The 16702-nt window shown below is 61.1% G+C and carries 15 protein-coding genes; 4 read left to right on the plus strand and 11 right to left on the minus strand.

Annotation, left to right across the window (positions count from 1 at the left end; all coding sequences use genetic code 11):
* Positions 1 to 140: 140 nt before the first annotated feature.
* From ggt to KHO23_RS17200, 6 genes are all read right to left on the minus strand, one after another.
* Entirely contained in the window at positions 141 to 1874 is a 1734-nt protein-coding gene (gene ggt / locus KHO23_RS17175) for a gamma-glutamyltransferase (RefSeq protein ID WP_211612408.1), read from the minus strand.
* Between the two features lie 217 nt (positions 1875 to 2091).
* Positions 2092 to 3495 (minus strand): MFS transporter, encoded by a 1404-nt coding sequence (locus KHO23_RS17180; RefSeq protein ID WP_211612451.1) that lies wholly within the window; start codon positions 3493 to 3495, stop codon positions 2092 to 2094.
* Between the two features lie 280 nt (positions 3496 to 3775).
* Complete coding sequence (locus KHO23_RS17185; protein WP_211612409.1) at positions 3776 to 4540, minus strand: phosphocholine cytidylyltransferase family protein; 765 nt, start codon at positions 4538 to 4540, stop codon at positions 3776 to 3778.
* 28 nt (positions 4541 to 4568) lie between these two features.
* Positions 4569 to 5588, minus strand: a complete 1020-nt coding sequence (locus KHO23_RS17190) for a flippase-like domain-containing protein (RefSeq protein ID WP_211612410.1) — start codon at positions 5586 to 5588, stop codon at positions 4569 to 4571.
* The gene (locus KHO23_RS17195) at positions 5585 to 6415 is read right to left on the minus strand and encodes a HalD/BesD family halogenase (RefSeq protein WP_211612411.1); all 831 of its coding nucleotides are present in this window, start codon (positions 6413 to 6415) and stop codon (positions 5585 to 5587) included. Before KHO23_RS17195 ends, KHO23_RS17190 begins: the two co-directional genes overlap by 4 nt.
* An 8-nt stretch (positions 6416 to 6423) precedes the next feature.
* Complete coding sequence (locus KHO23_RS17200) at positions 6424 to 7107, minus strand: CDP-alcohol phosphatidyltransferase family protein (protein ID WP_211612412.1); 684 nt, start codon at positions 7105 to 7107, stop codon at positions 6424 to 6426.
* A gap of 239 nt (positions 7108 to 7346) precedes the next feature.
* On the opposite strand from KHO23_RS17200, the gene KHO23_RS17205 reads away from it, so the two are divergent.
* Positions 7347 to 7784: a hypothetical protein gene (locus KHO23_RS17205; protein WP_211612452.1), complete on the plus strand. Its 438-nt coding sequence runs from the start codon at positions 7347 to 7349 to the stop codon at positions 7782 to 7784.
* A 284-nt stretch (positions 7785 to 8068) separates the two neighbouring features.
* Here KHO23_RS17205 and KHO23_RS17210 read toward each other — a convergent pair whose 3' ends face one another.
* Both KHO23_RS17210 and KHO23_RS17215 read right to left on the minus strand, forming a co-directional pair.
* A complete protein-coding gene (locus KHO23_RS17210) occupies positions 8069 to 10024 on the minus strand; it encodes a PhoX family protein (RefSeq protein WP_211612413.1) in 1956 nt (651 codons plus the stop codon).
* Positions 10025 to 10214: 190 nt separating this feature from the next.
* Positions 10215 to 10787 (minus strand): hypothetical protein, encoded by a 573-nt coding sequence (locus tag KHO23_RS17215; RefSeq protein WP_211612414.1) that lies wholly within the window; start codon positions 10785 to 10787, stop codon positions 10215 to 10217.
* A 629-nt stretch (positions 10788 to 11416) separates the two neighbouring features.
* Here KHO23_RS17215 and KHO23_RS17220 point away from each other — a divergent pair.
* From KHO23_RS17220 to KHO23_RS17230, 3 genes are all read left to right on the plus strand, one after another.
* Positions 11417 to 12568, plus strand: a complete 1152-nt coding sequence (locus KHO23_RS17220) for a porin (protein ID WP_211612415.1) — start codon at positions 11417 to 11419, stop codon at positions 12566 to 12568.
* 144 nt (positions 12569 to 12712) lie between these two features.
* A complete protein-coding gene (locus KHO23_RS17225) occupies positions 12713 to 13228 on the plus strand; it encodes a hypothetical protein (protein WP_236066885.1) in 516 nt (171 codons plus the stop codon).
* A 154-nt stretch (positions 13229 to 13382) separates the two neighbouring features.
* A complete protein-coding gene (locus tag KHO23_RS17230; protein WP_211612417.1) occupies positions 13383 to 13931 on the plus strand; it encodes a metal-dependent hydrolase in 549 nt (182 codons plus the stop codon).
* Between the two features lie 314 nt (positions 13932 to 14245).
* On the opposite strand, the gene KHO23_RS17235 is transcribed toward KHO23_RS17230, so the two are convergent.
* The 3 genes from KHO23_RS17235 to KHO23_RS17245 form a co-directional block, all read right to left on the minus strand.
* A complete protein-coding gene (locus KHO23_RS17235; protein ID WP_211612418.1) occupies positions 14246 to 15070 on the minus strand; it encodes an AraC family transcriptional regulator in 825 nt (274 codons plus the stop codon).
* 84 nt (positions 15071 to 15154) lie between these two features.
* Positions 15155 to 16081, minus strand: a complete 927-nt coding sequence (epsC, locus tag KHO23_RS17240; RefSeq protein ID WP_211612419.1) for a serine O-acetyltransferase EpsC — start codon at positions 16079 to 16081, stop codon at positions 15155 to 15157.
* A gap of 125 nt (positions 16082 to 16206) precedes the next feature.
* Positions 16207 to 16440 (minus strand): hypothetical protein, encoded by a 234-nt coding sequence (locus KHO23_RS17245; RefSeq protein ID WP_211612420.1) that lies wholly within the window; start codon positions 16438 to 16440, stop codon positions 16207 to 16209.
* Positions 16441 to 16702 lie beyond the last annotated feature (262 nt).

The following is a 16702-nucleotide window of genomic DNA, read 5'->3' on the forward strand; positions in this document are numbered from 1 at the left end:
CTCAAGGAGGCTTCACACACCATGGATCTCGCGGATAAAAAAGGCCTCGCGCTCAATCGAGCGCGAGGCCTTTTTTCTGCTGGCAGCACATCCGCAAGGATGTGCCGCTCAAAGGCACTTCAGCGATTTACATCAAACGCTCACGGAATCACGCGCGTGACACCACGGCCGCGCGGATCGGCGGCGGCTTCCGGCGTATCGCCGTTGACCTTGATCGCCTGGATGTCGCCGCTGAAATCCTGCCCCTTCAGCGAGTAGCCCTTGGCTTCGATCTGCTTGGCGAGCTCGCCCTCGATCGGCTTGTACGGCTCCCAGAAGATCGTGTTCGGCGGCAACAGCTGGTGATGGAAGCGCATCGCACCCACGGCTTCCGGCAACGGCATGTTGAAGTCGTAGACGTTGTTGATCACCTGGAAGATCGACGTGAAGATGCGCGAGCCGCCCGGCGTGCCGATCACGAGCGACACCTTGCCGTCCTTCGTCAGAATCGTCGGGGTCATCGACGACAACGGGCGCTTCTTCGGATCGATCGAATTCGCGTCGCTGCCCACCACGCCAAACTGGTTCGCGACGCCCGGCTTCGCGGAGAAGTCGTCCATCTCGTCGTTCAGCACGATGCCCGTGCGATCCGCTATCACGCCCGAACCGAAGTAGCCGTTGATGGTGTACGTGTTCGACACGGCATTACCCCACTTGTCGATCACGGAGAAGTGCGTGGTTTCCGCTTTCTCCGGCATCGACGTGCCGAGGCCGGCCTGAATGGTCTTCGTGTCAGAAGGCGCGCTCGGATTGACTTCGGCTGCGCGTTTGGCGATATACGCGTCGTCGGTCAATTGTGCGACCGGCACCTTGTAGAAGTCAGGATCGCCGAGATACTGCGCACGATCGGCGAACACGCGCTTCTCGATTTCAGCGATCAGGTGCACGTACTGCGCGGAATTAAGCTTGACGTCCTTGAAGTCGGGCGCAATGTCCGCCTTCATCTTCAGCAACTGGACGAGACCGATACCACCCGAGCTCGGAGGCGGCGCGGTAATCACGCGATAGCCGTTCCAGTTCGCCTCGATCGGCTGGCGCCACACTGCCTTGTACTGCTGCAGATCGGCCTTCGTAATCAGACCGTGACCGCGCATGGACGCCGCGATCAGATCCGCCGTCTTGCCCGAGTAGAAGTCTTTCGCGCCCTGATCCGAAATGCGCTGCAGCACGGCGGCGAGATCCGGTTGCTTGAAGTTGACGCCCTGCTTCAGATTGCCGAAGTAGGTGTCGAAGTTGGTCTTGCCGGCGAAGTCTTTCGCGGCGTCGTCGCGGCGTTGCTGCAGTTGCTCGCTGACCTCGAAGCCGTCGCGTGCGTAGTGAATGGCCGGTGCGAGCACCTGCTTCCATTTGAGCTTGCCGAAGCGGCGCTGCGCTTGCCACATGCCGTCGACGGTACCCGGCACGCCCACCGCGCGATAGCCGAACAGGCTCATGTCCTTGATGACCTCGCCCTTGTCGTCGAGATACATGTTCTTTGTGGCGGCCAGTGGTGCGCGCTCGCGATAGTCGAGGAAGTACGGCTTGCCGTCGACATACAGCGTCATGAAACCGCCGCCACCGATATTGCCCGCTTCCGGATACGTCACAGCAAGCGTGAAGGCAATCGCGACTGCCGCGTCGACGGCATTGCCGCCTTCCTTGAAGATCTGTTCCGCGGCGTCGGCACTGTACTTGTCAGCGACCGCAATGGCGGAGGCCGTGAGAACGACCGGCTGCGCTTTCGCGGGCGCTTTGGCAAAGGCCGGGGTGGCTTCCAGAAAACCGCTTGAAACAGAGACGAGCGCGACAAACGCAAGTCCGCTACCGGACAATTTGGCGTTGTGAAACAACTTCATTGGATATCCCCCAAGGACTCTTTCATCAGACGATAACGAAAGCTGCCTCGGGCTTATAACATGGCGGTCCAGCATTTGCACACGTATGGTGCATGTTGCGGCACACAAAAACGCCGGGCTAAATAACGATGAATATCCCGTCAGCTGCGCATCTGAACCCGCAGCAAATGTTGTCGACATGCGACGCCACGAGGCGAGATATTTGCGAGCTACGCGCTCACGCGCTTCCTCTGCTGCCGCGTGCGATTTCGTCGCCGGCACCTTGCGGCAAGCGCGCGGTCACCGGAATCGACAGGAACGAGAACAGGCCCACCGCGAGGAACGCCGGCCAGAAGTCGGAGAACACGATGGTCGAATGACCCTGCACGTTATGCGAGATTTGCAGCACGATGCCGGCTATCGTCACGCCGAGCCCCAACGAAATCTGCTGGATGACACTCGCGACACTCGTGGCGCGGCCCACATCGCGGCTCGGAATATCCGCATAGGCCAAGGTATTCAACGAGGTGAATTGCAACGACGGGAAGAAGCCGCCGAACAGCACCACACACCAGATCAGCCAATGCGGCGTGCCAGGAAAGAACAGTCCGTAGACGGCAATCGCGAGGCCCGCGCAGACAGCATTGAACATCAGCACCGTGCGGAAACCGAAGCGGCCGAGAATGCGCGACGCGGCCGCCTTCATGAAGATCGAGCCGAACGCGGACGCGCAGGTGATCGACCCCGACTTGAATGCCGTCATGCCAAGCCCTTCCTGCAATGCAAGGGGCAACAGAAACGGTACCGCGCCAAGGCCGATGCGAAACAGCGAACCGCCCACCACGCTCGCATGAAAACTCGGAATGCGCAACAGCCGCAGATCGAGCACCGGCAACTCGACGCGGTTCGCGTACAGCACGTAGATAACCAGCAACACCACGCCGATCGCGCACATGCTGACCGATACCGTGTTCGACACCAGTTCGCCGCCTACCAGCGAGAGCCCCAGCATGAATAGCGACGCCCCGCTCGCCGACAACACAAAGCCGGTCCAGTCGAGCCGGCCGGGATGCGGTTCGCGCACGTTGGCAATGTGCTTATTCGCGAGCCAGATGCCCAGCAGGCCGATTGGAATGTTGATGAAGAAAATCAGACGCCAATGCAGATACGTGGTGATGAACCCGCCGAGCGGTGGACCCACAACCGGCCCGAGCAACGCAGGCACCGTCAGATAGTTGACGGCGCGTATGAAGTCCGACTTGGGCACCGAGCGAAAAATGATGATGCGCCCCACCGGCACCATCATCGCGCCGCCGATGCCTTGCACGAAGCGCGCAACCACGAAGGTGCCGAGCGAAGTGGACGCCGCGCACATCAGCGAGCCGGCCATGAAGATGCCGATTGCCGTGCGAAACACCGTGCGTGAACCGAAGCGGTCGGCGACCCAGCCGCAAATCGGAATGAACACGCCGAGGCCGATGACGTAGGCCGTCACGGCGAGCTTGAGGGTGATGGGGTCCTGGCCGAGATCGCGCGCCAGAACGGGCAGCGACGTCACGATGACCGTGCCGTCCACGTTTTCCATGAACATCGCACACGCGACGATCAGCGGAACGATGAAAGTGCCTAAAGCGAGAGGCATTGGCATGACGACGGGTTGCAAGTCCGCCGGTGTAAAGCGGCAATTATCGCACCGCAACGACAACAGATGTTGTTGCGTGAAGCCTTTTCGTACTCGTACTCGTACTCGTATTCGCGACACGTTGCCGTCCGGCGCTCAATAGTTGAGCGCGCAACGAGGTTGCATGGACTACGAAAAACAGGCGTGGAAAAGAAGAGACAAAGCGACGCGATGGTGAGCCGGCACGCAGCCGCTCACCATGCAATACAGCAACAACTCAGGCGCCATTCAGGCGCGAGGCTTAGCGCGATGCGCTGACCAGCGGTCGCAACTGCGGCAGAATCTCGGTGCTTGCGCGAGCGACGTCGTTCGGGAAGTCGATCTCGATCCACGGCGAGCCGGTTACGTCGGCCGTGTCGAACACCTGGCTGCGCTCCAGCAGCAGGTCGCGCACCGCTTCTTCGTGCGGCATGTTGGCCCGGCCGCTATCCACGTAGCCCGCGACGATCTGCGTGAAACGTTGTGCGGTTTCCTGGCGGAAGCGGAAGAAGCCCACCGATTCGCCGATGGTGTCGTACGTGAGATTGACGGCGAGCTGCTTGCGTAGCTCCACCGGCACGCCGTCTTTCAGGCACAGTTTGACAGGCTCGTCGCCGGTTTCGAAATCACGGTCGATCAACAGGCGGTTGACCGTCTCGCCTGCCACCAGCGCGCTCAGAATGCGCTCGTCGTAAAGCACGTCGGCGTCCATCAGCAGCACGTCGCCGCCGCGCGTCAGCGCCTCGGCCACCGTGTGCACCGTCAGCACGCTGCCCAGGTCGTAACGCGGGTTCAGCACGGTTTCCACCTCATGCGGCCAGTTGATCCGCTCGAGTTCCGCCTGCACCGATTCCGGCTGAAAACCAAGCGCCAGCACGACGTCTGTCACGCCGGCGGTTTCAAGCATGTGCAGATGCCGTTCGAGCAGGCTCATGCCGTCGAACTGCAACAGGCACTTCGGGAACTGTGCTTGCGGCGGTTGCTGGAGACGCAGGCCGAGGCCCGCTGCGAGGATGATGGCGCGCATGCGCAGTCCTTTTGAAAAAATTCGGAGGTTAATCGACAACCGGCACGCGCGCCGTGGCGCGCCGCCGTTGCCAGCTTCGTTCGCTGAAGTGCAAAACCAGGAGTCCGGGCAAAGCCAGCAGGATTTCGCGTGCGCGCTTGGCGAGCGAGAGCGCCAGCGCCGCATCCGGCGGCAAACCCACGAGCGGCGCGAGCAGCAGATAACCGCCCTCCTGCACGCCGAGCGAGCCCGGGATCATGAACGCCGCGCCGCGAATCGCCTGGCCGAGACTTTCGAGCAGGAGTGCGTCGACCCAGTCGACCGGATGGCCGAGAAAGCGCAACGCGAGCCACACTTCGACCGTGCCGACGATCCAGCCCACCAGACTCAGGGCGAAGCTCGCCGCGACGCGGCCGCGCTCGCGGTACATCGCCTGGACGGCGGCGTCGACGGCTTCGGCGCGCGTCATCAGCGACGACCAGTCGCGCTTGCCGAAGACTTTGGAGACCACGCCCAGCAGACGGCCGAACAGGCCGCGCCGTTGCGCGTAATAGAAGCCCGCAATCAGCGCACCCAGCACGCCGGTAGCAATGAGCGTGGCGGTTCGCAGATCTTGAAGCGCGCCGTGCGCGGCGTAAGCGCCGAACAGCAGCAGCCCGAGCAGCGCGAAAACGATTTGCGCGAGCGCCTGCATCGTGGTGCTGACGGTAATCGCAGCCGCCGCGTCGCGCATGCGCATGCCGCGCTGGGACAGTTGCCGCACCATCACCACGGGGCCACCGATCTGGCCAGCCGGCAACAGGCTATTCACCGATTCGCCGATCCAGCGCGCGAACAAGGCGTCGCGCAGCGTCGCGTCGCGATGCACGCCGTCGCACTGGCGCTGGAACAGCACCGAAATTGCGCCGGCGTCGAGCGCGAGCGGCACGAGGTGAAACGCCGCAACCAGCACAAGCCCCCAGCCTGCCGCGGCCAGCGCCGAGGCGACGGCGCCAAAACCCTGCCACGCGAGCAGGCCGACAAAAAGCGCCGTCCCGATCGACAGCAAAATCAGGGCCGCGCGTGTCATGCGTGGTCCTTGCCGCGCTTCGTCATCTGACGGAAAACCTGGCGAAAGCCAAAGTACGCAATCGCGTCCTTCATGTTCGAGACGAAACGGCGCCACGGCCGCATGTTCGGGTCGGTGACGTATTCGAAAGTCAGCGACACGCGCATTTCGTTTGCGCCGGCCGGGGTGATGCGATGACGAAGCTTGTCGCCATCGAAAAACACCAGGCCGCCCGGCGGAATCTGAACCGAGCCCGGCTGGTCCGGCACGTCCGGATTGCGCGTATGCAATTCATAGTCGAGCCGGCACGACGATTCGTCGATCACGCCGAGCAGCAGCGTGTAGCGGCGGCCGTCATAGTACGAAGTATCGTAGTGCCAGCCGATGTGGTCGCCGGCACGCGTGTAGTAGTACAGCGCATACGCGTGCGGATCGTCCGCGGGCGACACTTGCAGCGTGTCGCCGCTCAGTTGCTCGAGCCAGCCGATCAATTCCTTCGAGCGATACAGCTCGGCGATGAACGGCGCGAGGCGGTCGATCGTATGACGGCTTACGCTGCCGCCCTGCTTGTGGCCCGGCAGATAGTTGCGGTTCACTTCATCGAGAAGCCCGCGCGCACTCTGGGCGAGCTGGGCGGTGACTTCGGGCGCAAGGAAATCGTCCAGATACAGGAACGCGCCCTGATCGGCAAAATCCCTGGAAAGACGCAGCGTGTTGAATGTCCGCGTGCGGCTCGCCACCGCACGATCGGCATTGGGTGCGGGCGTGGGCGGTGTGTGTGGCAAAGCGGCCGGCGAACCTTCAACTGAGATTGGTGCGATCACGTCGTCTTCGGCGTGCATACTCATTCGATTGCTCACATTTGACTGGTTTCAGACGCCTTGGCGGGCGCGGCCGCCGAATGTGCGGCGCGGCGCACGACGCGCCAGTAGTCGACCCCAACGCAGACGGCGAAGAGCGGCGCGCCGATCGACGCGACCACGATGAACGGCATGACGGCGCTCGTCAGCGTGACGATGGGTAGCAGATACAGCACGTCTTCGGTTTCGAAACCGCCGACCGACGCCTGCCTCGTGCCGGCCTTGCCCGCCCTATCCTCGATGCGCATACGCAGGAAGAAAATCAATGCGACCGCAACGCCCGCCACGGCGCCGAGCCATCCGGGTGCAATGTTCAATGAGCCGACATGCTTCGTACCGATACCCATGCCGACGAACAACATGACAGTCACGAGCGCGTCACAAGCCAGATCGTAAAAATGACCGAACCGGCTCGACTTTCCGCCAATGCGCGCGAGTTCGCCATCCGTGTGATCGACGAAGTTCGACAGTACGATCAGAAAGGCACCCGCGTTGGCCCAGGCAAATCCGCCGTGGCCGAGACACAGTGCGCCAGCCAAACCAATCAGCAAGCGCAGCGTGGTCAGATGATTGGGCGTCACCCACGTATTGACGAGCGGCGTGACCAGCCGACGGGCAAGCCTCGCGTCCCATGTTCCGGGGGCCGGAACGTTTAATGGAATTTTTGGAAGGGAATTCATAAGGCGGAAATATATACGGGATCGTGAAAGCTTGCTTCATTCCTTAACGTTTTCTTAAGGATATTCGTTGCGGCCGCGTGCCAGGCGCCGCGCAAGATATGCCAAATCACGTTAAAGTGCGGATCCAGTTGCGCCTGTCAGGACAGATCCCTTCGATGCGCAACGTCTTTCGGGTCGCTCCACCTGGCCGCCACCCGCTGCGATTACACTACATCGAACGCGGGTCGCCATTCACGCCTATGAAATGCCTGTTTTCTTCTGTACTCCTTGCTCTGACCACTGCGGCGCTGCCGCTCACCAGTCACGCCGCAGCAGCCCTCGACGCGCCCCTGATCTGCAATGAGAGCGGTCATCAGTTCATCGCCGACCTCGCCCAGCAACAATTGATCGACCCGAAACCGACGCGGGTCGAGAGCAACTCCATCAATGCGTTTTCGCCAACGCAAGGCGCCGACCTGACCGCATTCGGCTTTCACGTCTTCGCGGTGGTCGGCTACGAAAAAGATGACCCGATGTTTCGCGTCGGCGACGGAGAGCCGGTGGCCCGCTCCGCCTACGGTGTCGTGGTGTTCGGTAGCGAATCGAAGGTCCAGAGCGCGATCACCGCGGCCAGCAGCACGGCGATCGTCCATCGGGTGGCGCCGCTCGTGACAGCGATTTTCTGCAAGCGGAGTTGAGGCGGCCGGCCGGCGCGAAGCCGGGCAGGGAATGGCCGATAGGGAGATAGGGAGCCAGTGCTTTACGCGTTGTAACTGCGGCAGATGGATTTTTCGGGGCCCGCAAGGGCGTCTATCTGCCTCCTGGTCAAACAGGGTCCAGCCGTGCTGGTTACGTCGGGTCATACCGATCAAGCGCACCCGCGAGTTATGAGGCCCCCACGTGGGGCCTCACCTGTTTCTGGCGCAAGGTCCCCGGTTAAGCGCGGTGGAAATTCGCCTCGCCCCTGCCCCTGCCCCTGCCCCTATAGCTTGATCCCCGCAGGGTCCGCCGTCAGATACCCGACCGTCGCGCCGAAGCGGTCCTTATAGTTCGTCCGCACGAGCGGATCGAGCGTCAATTTCACCTTGTCGTGCAACGGACTTTCCCAATCGCCGACATGCTGGAAGTTGCTCATCACGTATGTCCAGCCGTTGATTTCGTCGACCGCGTGCAGGCCCGTCGACTCCGCGCCCGCGGGACACGACAACACACGGGCGAGCGTCTTCGTGTCGACGTTGTAAGCCCACAGAAAATTGTTGACGTGCATGCCGCTGTCTTCGCCGATAAACAGCGTGCGCAGTTTCTCCGAGAATTTCAGGTTATCCGGATTCGCGATGCGCTCCGGGTTCGCCGTGTTGCCGAGCGCGTCGGCGGCCGGCAGATCCTCGCCGACCAGGGCCGCGGGTGCGGCCATGTCCGCCGGCACCCAGTCGCTATTGATCGCGCTGCCGCCGCGGTCGCGCTGGCCGCCCTTCATGCTGAGCGCGTAAACCGCACCGGCGTTGATGGCCTTGTCGACGGCGACATCGGTCGAGGCAGTGTACCCTCGCACCATCGATTTTTCGATGCGTGACATCGCCGAATACAGCACCTTGTCCCTTGCATTGACCGTCGTGCCTTCGAGCTTCGTGAAACCCATGCTGCCGCCCGCCAACGCTGCATAGCGATGCGTTTCGAGGAAGGTCGCGGCCTTGGTCATGCCGGGCTTGACGCGAACCCAGTTGAAGGTGCCGTTGTAGTTGATCTTCATGTAGGTCGGATCGGCGGGGTCTTTGGTTGCGACGTCCATGATGTCGCTCGCGCGCAACTGATTGGCGAGCGCCTCGATTTCGTCACTGGTCGCGTGGCCCAGATTGATCCAGGAGAGCGTCGCCGCGCCGGCGCCGCTTGCCGATACCTGCGTCCACTTCGCGACATACAGCGTGCCCGCCGACAGATCGGCCTCGCGATCGGCGATGAACATGAAGAGGCCGCCGTTGGTTGCATCGTCGCCCATCAGCACGGTGCGCTTGTCCGGCATCACCTGAATCAGTTCGTGCGAGATGCGGCCAAGGCAATAGTGCTTTTTGATCGTGCCGGTGCCGTCAGGATTGACGGTCACTTCCGGCAGGTGACCATAGTGATAGGGATTGGCCGTGGTTTCGTCGCCGAACAGGCTGCGGCTGAAGCCCTTGAACTGGCTATTGGTCGCGATCGTGACGGCGTCCGGCTCGTACTCTTCACTCGACAGATGCGTATTCCACGGCGAGAGGCTCGCGCCGCAGGTGATCCACAAACCATGTGCCTTCGACGTATCGACGTTGTGGTACCCCGCCAGCGTGAGCTTGCCGGTGGCCGGGTCCTGATCGAGCGTGAGCACGGCAATCGGCGAAGGCAACTGGCCATACATCGACGCCAGGCTCTGATCGCGGGTCGTGTACTCGAACTGCACGACAGCAAATACCGCATTGCCCTTGAGTCCCTTCACCGCGGGCTTGTCGAGGCGGATCAGCGAGCTTCCATCCGGACAATCCGAATAGAACTGGCGCTCCTTACCCGCAACGGATTTATCGATGATCAGCTGATTGTTGATGTCGAAGTACCCGCCCGCCAGGATCGTCCCGCCCTTGATGTTCGGCACCGTATCGCCGGTGACGAAGAACGGCTGGTAGGCGAGCTTGAACGTGCGGCTGCTGCCGTCGCTCAGTTGCACCGAGAGGGTCGAGCCGACCGTGGTTTTCGCCATTGCGGCGGGATCCGCCAGCGTCGGCGCGGCCATGCCACTGAATGCCGCCGAGACGAAATTGGCCACCGGCTTGACCGGTGTCGTCAGCTCGTCGCCACCGCCTCCGCACGCGGTCAGCATCGACGCCGTTGCGAGGCCGCCTAACGGCAGCATTGGCGCACCGGCGAGTAGTTTCAGGGCCTTGCGGCGGGAAAGGTCGAACGGCTCTGCCATGTTGTCGTGATCCAGGGTTTGGGTAGCGTGGGTGAATGCACAGCCGGCACGCACCAGACCCAAAACCGCATGGTTTACGCTTGCGCCGCTATGACGCGAGGATTCTATGAAGTCAATATGAAAGTATATTGACAGGCAACAGTAATGTTTCGTTTGACTTTTCGTTAGCCAAGCCCTGGCATCACCCCGGCTAGCCCGGACGGCGGAATTCGTTTTCGACCCACGCCGCGGCGCTCGCCTTGCTCAGCTTGAAGTTCGGCGCGACCTGCACTTGCGCGAGCTGCTCGCCGAATGTGTCGAGCGCGGTCAGCAGCGCGTACGGTTCGTCTTCGTCGGGAACGATGTCGAGGGTGATGTCGAGTTCGTTATTGCCGTCCGCGCTGGCCACGCGCACTTCTTTATGCAACTGGGCGCGCAGTTGCTGCTCATGGCGGCGCAGCACTTCAGACGCGGTTTTCACCAGCGTGTTGAACGCCGAGGTGTCGAGCGGCTTCGGATCCTTCTTGTTGCGCCCCATCGTCCACGGGCCGACGAGCGCCGGTTCGGCTTCGCCGTCCTTGATCATTGCGACAGCCCAGCCTTCGTCATCTTCGTTCTTGATGACGCGCGCGGTCCAGCCGTCGTCGCGCCACAGACGCGCTTCGTGCTGGGTTTCGGGTTGCGCTTCGTCCAGATGCTCGGGCGGGGTGTCGTGGATTTTGGACGCGCCTTCCATCGTGGAGTCAGCAGCGGCGTTGGACGATGGAAGGGGGGTATCGGTCATTACAGGTTTACTCACGTTCGCGGGGCGGAAACACATCTCAAGCCTGCGATTCTACCTGTCCCGCACACGCCGAATGCGGCCCTATGACGAACGGACAAGCCGGGACACGCTCCTTGCACGATTGCAATAGCGCATTTCGTTATTTTCTTAAGCTTATAAATTAACCATAAAAAATACAAAAAAAAACGCGGCCCGAAAGCCGCGTATAAAGAGATGAAAAAGACACCCTTGGTCAAAGGGCAAGTGAATTGTAGAACCGTAATTCGCCAGGATAGATAACACGAACTGGAAGAGTGCATTGCAGAAAACAGAATGAACCTAAATCAACTCAACGAAACGCTCAAACCCTTACTGAATATGACATAGCGGGAACGTCGCGATCGAGCAACACCCACAATTTGACGAACAATTACAGCACCCTCTCACACAATGATTTTTTTCTTTATTTACCCGTACTTACGCAACCCCGAATCCGCTATTACGAATTAGAGAATTCATTGTTGTGCCATATAAGCGTAAAGATATAAATAGCAGGCATACACTTCGCAGCGGATCGTCAGGTAGCCGGCGCAATCGGCGGCAAACACTGGAATGCGATTCTCTACGCACTGTCCCGGAGTTATCTAAACATGAAAAAAACCCTCATCGCAGCAGGTCTCGTGGGCTCATTCGCCATCACCGCTCACGCACAAAGCAGCGTCACGTTGTACGGCACGCTGGACGCCGGCCTCGTCTACTCGAACAACCAGGGCGGCCACAGCAACTGGCAGCAAGGTAGCGGATCGGTCTCGAACACCTACTTCGGCCTGCGCGGCAGCGAAGACCTGGGCGGCGGTCTGCATGCCATCTTCACGTTGGAAAACGGCTTCAACCTGAACAACGGCCAGTTTTCGGAAAGCAACACGATGTTCAATCGCCAGGCGTTCGTCGGTCTGCAGAGCGATCAATACGGCGCGCTGACGCTCGGCCGCCAGTACGATTCCGTGGTCGACTACCTCGCGCCGCTGTCCGAAGCGGGCGCGGGCTACGGCAACAACCTGGCCGCTCACCCGTTCGATAACGACAATCTGGACAACTCGTTCTCGATCAAGAACACCGTGAAGTACACGAGCGCGAACTATGCCGGCCTGAAATTCGGCGGCCTGTACGGCTTCAGCAATTCGGCCGGCCAATTCTCGAACAACCGCGCATGGAGCGTCGGCGCTTCGTACGACAACGGCCCGCTGAGTGTCGCCGCCGCTTACCTGCAACTGAACAACTCGGGTAGTTCGAACCTGAGCGGCGCCGTGTCGCAAGGCGACGGCACCGCGGCAGTCGCAGCGAACCTGCAGCGCACGTTCGGCGCGGGTATCAACTACACGTACGGCCCGGCAACGGCTGGTTTCGTGTACACGCATACGCAACTGGACGGCATTACCGGCGTGGATGTCGGCGGCGCGACACTGCCTGGCGTGGCGGGTACGAACCTGCATCTGGACAACTACGAGTTGAACGGCAAATACGCACTGACGCCGGCACTGAGCCTCTCGGCTTCGTACACGTTCACCAACGGCAAGATGTCGGGTTCGAACGGCTCGGGCGATCCGAAGTGGCACACGGTGTCGCTGCAAGGGGACTACGCGCTGAGCAAGCGTACCGACGTGTATGTGGAAGGCGTGTACCAGCACGCATCGGGCGAGCTTGGCAACTTCGGCGCGAACGTGGCGGCGATCAACACGCTGGCGCCGTCGTCGACTGGCAACCAGGTTGCTGCGGCCGTCGGTCTGCGTCATCGCTTCTAAGTTTGTTTCCAGGTTTTTCTGGTAGCACATGCAGAGCGGTGCATCGATCCGCTCTGCAGCCGAACCCGCGGGTGACACGATCACGCGCGGGTTTTTTCATGGGGCTTCGGCTCTTACATTTCGATGCAATCGTGGTGACGGCGTATGCGCGCGGTGGGTATACTTGAACTGGCTGCCTTCCTTGCCGTAACGTTGTTACGATTGAACGGCGGCTTCGTCGCGAAGCACGACGTAGCGTTCAATCGCGTCGCGTTTCGCTCGCGCCCCAAGTTCCCGTGCACGATCGGGGACGCCGACGATCGAACCATGAAACGACTTCTCCTGCTTGCTCCCGCTGCTGCCGCCACCGCTTTGCTCGCTGCCTGTGGTTCCTCCAGCGGCCCCGCCCGCGACGCGTCCCAGCCGATGATGTACGTGTCGTCGCAGCGCGCCCCTGCTTATATCGCCGATTGCCTCGAAAGCAAGCTGTCACGCGCGCGGATGTCGCACGTAGGCGACGCGACCGAGATCGCCGTCGGCTCCGATTCGAACAACTCGTATTTCGTTACGCTGACACCGTTCAACGCGGGCTCGGTTATCAAGGTGATGCATCCCGCGAATGCACCGGACGACCCGCCTGAACCGGAAATGCGCGTCGATATTGCACGCTGTGCGACCTGAGTTTCCGGCGATACGGTTGCGTTGCTGAAGGCCACACCGGAGGCCACGCCGATGCGCGATTTTTTATGTCGTGTGTCGGCTATTTTTTTACCTGTTCATCTGCGAACATAGCCGCCCTTTATCTTCTATCAGGCGCGCTGCGTCGTGAGGTTCGATGGCATCCAACAAAGCACATCACGCGACTGGGTTTGCAGCCGGTGTTATCGCCGCGGCTGTTGTTGCGCGCGTCGGTGGTGGTTCGTTTCATGGTTCGTTTTTTGGTTCGTTTTTTGGTTCATTCCATATCGGCGTGTTGCTGAGTTTCATCGCCGGGGTGGCAGGGAGTACAGCGCCGGACTGGCTGGAAGTGGCGTGGTGGTCACGCGCGAGAAGACTGTGGATTACGCATCGTACGTTGACGCATTGGGGTGTGGCCTGGGTCGTTTTGCTCGCCGTTTCTTATCACTGGCTCGGGCGGTCGGTTTATGCTGCGCCAGCGTTTGGGTTCGCTTGTGGTGGGTTGATGCATTTGTTGGCCGATTGGCCTAATCCTTTAGGGGTGCCGTGGGTGGCCGGGCGGCATTCTTTGAATCTTTGGAATAGTGGGCACTGTGATTTGATTGTTGTTGGAGCGGCCTGGGTCGCGGCCTGGTTTGTCGGGGAGCATGTCTGGTTGCATGGGGTCCATGCGGGGGCGGTTTTGCGGGTTTTGGGAATGGGGTGAGGGTTGGGGTTTTTTTGCCTGTTCGGCGCTTGTTCTTTTGTATGCCTGTGGGGTTGGCCTTTCCTTGGTTTGTTAGTGGTCTATTAGTGTTGCCCCTGTGCGGGGCGGCACCTACTTTTCTTTGCCTGCCGCAAAGAAAAGTAGGCAAAAGAAAGCGGCTCACACCGCCAGCTCATAAGCGGGTCCCCCGCGCAGCCGCGGTAGTGGTGCATCTGGAATCTGTGTCCTCGCGCATTCGGCGCTAGTGACAAGGCGCTCATTCTTCCGGCGGCGCTGCGCGCGCCGATGCACAGTTCATTCACTCCGGTGCGGGGCTATGCCCGCGTCGCAGACGCGTAGTTGGCAGGTGTGATTCCCAGCAATCGCACGAATGCTCGCGTCATGTGGCTCTGGTCGGCAAACCCCGATGCGGCCGCTGCATCAGCCAACGTCGCGCCACGCGCGATCAGTTGCCTCGCAAGCATCACCCGGCGCTGCATCCTGTAGGCGTGTGGCGGCAATCCCATCTCGTGGGCGAAGCCTCGTAACAACTGGAAGCGACTCATGCCCGTGTCGGCGGCAAGTTCGGCGAGCGTGAGCGGTGATGAAGGATCGTCATCGATGCGGGCCCTCGCTCGTGCAATCGGACTCAAGGAGTGGGTCAACCTCGATGGTGCAGGCGTGGTCGCGTGAGTCCGAATCAGATACCCAAGCAACGCAAGCATCGCCTCCTCCCGCACCAGATCGTCCGGCACGGTTTGCGCTTCCACCGATACGGCAAACAGCCGCTCAAATAACACCTTCAACAACGGATCGCGGACCGCCGGTTGCGTCAGTTCGATCTCTCGCGTAGCCGCACCACTCAGCTCGACAGCGACTTCGGCTAGCATCGACGGCTCGAAATACAACATGCGCCACGCCCGTCCGCGTTCGTCGAGCGGGCTGCCGTCGTGCACCTCCCCCGGATTCACCATGATCGCGTCGCTCGCCCGCGCTTCAACCACGCCGCGTCCACTCGACGATCGATGCCCGCCTGCAACGATTACGCCCACCCCGAATCGATCGTGCGAATGGCGCGGAAATGAATGCGCCGTTTCAGCAACCGTCGCTTCAACGCCAGCAAGCGCGCAACGAGGCATGTGAACACGGCCGCGCGACATGGTTCGCCTCTCAGGAGTTAAAGAGCGTCGCGCGCGCCAATCGACGGCGCCATGCGCGGGATGACGCTTGAGCCGGCCCCCTCATCAACCACCCTCCTCGTCCGTGCGCCCACCCTCGCGGACCTTGCCTTGCGACACGCTGCTGCCCGGCGGCACGCTATGCGTAAGCCACACGTTGCCGCCGATCACCGAGCCACGCCCGATCGTCACGCGGCCGAGAATCGTCGCGCCGGCATAAATCACGACGTCGTCTTCAACGATCGGATGACGCGCATTGCCCTTGATCAGCGTACCGTCAAGGTCCGCAGCAAAGCTTTTCGCGCCAAGCGTCACAGCCTGGTAAACGCGCACACGCTCGCCAATGATCGCGGTCTCGCCAATCACGACGCCCGTGCCATGGTCGATGAAGAAGCTTTGCCCAATCGTCGCGCCCGGGTGAATGTCGATGCCAGTCGCCGAATGCGCGATCTCGTTGATGAAGCGCGCGAGCAAAGGCACGCCGAGGCGATGCAACGCGTGCGCGAGACGATGGTGCGTCATCGCCCATACGCCCGGGTAACACAGCAGAATTTCCGTGATGTGCTGTGCCGCCGGGTCGCCGGTGAACGCGGCCTGAATATCGCTGACCAGCAACGCGCGAATGCCGGGCAATTGCGTGCCAAATTCGCGCGCGACGTTGAACGCGCGCGCCTTCAGATCGGCGTCCGGGGTCTCTCCGAACTCGGGCAGAAAACGCAAGGCGCGCCGTATCTGTTCGGCGAGCAACCGCAACGTGCTCTCGAGCGTGTGGCCGACGTAGTAGTCGACCGTTTCGTCGGTTAGATCGGGGGCGCCATAATGCGTGGGAAACAGCGACGCGCGCAAGCCGGCAACAATCGCGATCACCGCTTCGCGCGACGGCAGTTCGCGAATGCCGAGCGGATGCCGCGTGCGATGCAATTCTTCACGCGACGCACGCAAGTCCGCGACGATCTGTTCGAGGCCCCAGTTGTGGGAAGGCACGTTAGGCATAAAAGGACAGCGCCGTGCGCGAGGCACGGTTCAGAGTGATTGTCCCAAGAGATTACCGCGTTTTGCCGCGGCTCGCGCAGCGTCGCACGGCTGCCGGGCGGGCCAACCCGCGGCACGCGGATGCTTCAGATGGTCACGCTGCTCGCATCGATCCAGCGCACCGCCCAGTCGCGCGCGTGCGCGATGGCGGTAGCTTCGTCAGGGAAATGCAGGTCGGAGGGGAAAAAACGGTTGGCGACCAGTTCGCCGTCGCTCGAGCGGGAAATCACCACATAAGGTTGCCAACTACCATCGCGCGCGCGCGCCGGCTCGCAATTCAGCAAGTAGCCGCGATGTGTGAATGCAGCATCAAAGTGCATGTGTCACCCGCCCTGACGGCCCGTAAGGTGTTTTGAGCAGCGCGCGTTTGTTCGTTGTCAGCCATGTAAAAATAGCCGGACGCATGCCGTCAATCCATGTAAAAACAGCCGGACGCATGCCGTCAATTTAACCGTGCTTCGCTCGTCGGAGTAAGATCATACTCTGTAGAAAATAAGCGTCCATTAAAAAAAACGAAAAGAATCCGGACGCAATCGCCAGGCGAAACGCCCGTCTTCGTCACTGCGCATAACCGCAAGACAA

The sequence above is a fragment of the Paraburkholderia haematera genome (genome assembly GCF_905220975.1).
Taxonomy (GTDB): domain Bacteria; phylum Pseudomonadota; class Gammaproteobacteria; order Burkholderiales; family Burkholderiaceae; genus Paraburkholderia; species Paraburkholderia haematera.

Coding starts and splice junctions, on each gene's coding strand:
- ggt (WP_211612408.1), bottom strand. CDS start 1,874: ATGAAGTTGTTTCACAACGCCAAATTGTCCGGTAGCGGACTTGCGTTT.
- KHO23_RS17180 (WP_211612451.1), bottom strand. CDS start 3,495: ATGCCTCTCGCTTTAGGCACTTTCATCGTTCCGCTGATCGTCGCGTGT.
- KHO23_RS17185 (WP_211612409.1), bottom strand. CDS start 4,540: ATGCGCGCCATCATCCTCGCAGCGGGCCTCGGCCTGCGTCTCCAGCAA.
- KHO23_RS17190 (WP_211612410.1), bottom strand. CDS start 5,588: ATGACACGCGCGGCCCTGATTTTGCTGTCGATCGGGACGGCGCTTTTT.
- KHO23_RS17195 (WP_211612411.1), bottom strand. CDS start 6,415: ATGAGTATGCACGCCGAAGACGACGTGATCGCACCAATCTCAGTTGAA.
- KHO23_RS17200 (WP_211612412.1), bottom strand. CDS start 7,107: ATGAATTCCCTTCCAAAAATTCCATTAAACGTTCCGGCCCCCGGAACA.
- KHO23_RS17205 (WP_211612452.1), top strand. CDS start 7,347: ATGAAATGCCTGTTTTCTTCTGTACTCCTTGCTCTGACCACTGCGGCG.
- KHO23_RS17210 (WP_211612413.1), bottom strand. CDS start 10,024: ATGGCAGAGCCGTTCGACCTTTCCCGCCGCAAGGCCCTGAAACTACTC.
- KHO23_RS17215 (WP_211612414.1), bottom strand. CDS start 10,787: ATGACCGATACCCCCCTTCCATCGTCCAACGCCGCTGCTGACTCCACG.
- KHO23_RS17220 (WP_211612415.1), top strand. CDS start 11,417: ATGAAAAAAACCCTCATCGCAGCAGGTCTCGTGGGCTCATTCGCCATC.
- KHO23_RS17225 (WP_236066885.1), top strand. CDS start 12,713: ATGCGCGCGGTGGGTATACTTGAACTGGCTGCCTTCCTTGCCGTAACG.
- KHO23_RS17230 (WP_211612417.1), top strand. CDS start 13,383: ATGGCATCCAACAAAGCACATCACGCGACTGGGTTTGCAGCCGGTGTT.
- KHO23_RS17235 (WP_211612418.1), bottom strand. CDS start 15,070: ATGTCGCGCGGCCGTGTTCACATGCCTCGTTGCGCGCTTGCTGGCGTT.
- epsC (WP_211612419.1), bottom strand. CDS start 16,081: ATGCCTAACGTGCCTTCCCACAACTGGGGCCTCGAACAGATCGTCGCG.
- KHO23_RS17245 (WP_211612420.1), bottom strand. CDS start 16,440: ATGCACTTTGATGCTGCATTCACACATCGCGGCTACTTGCTGAATTGC.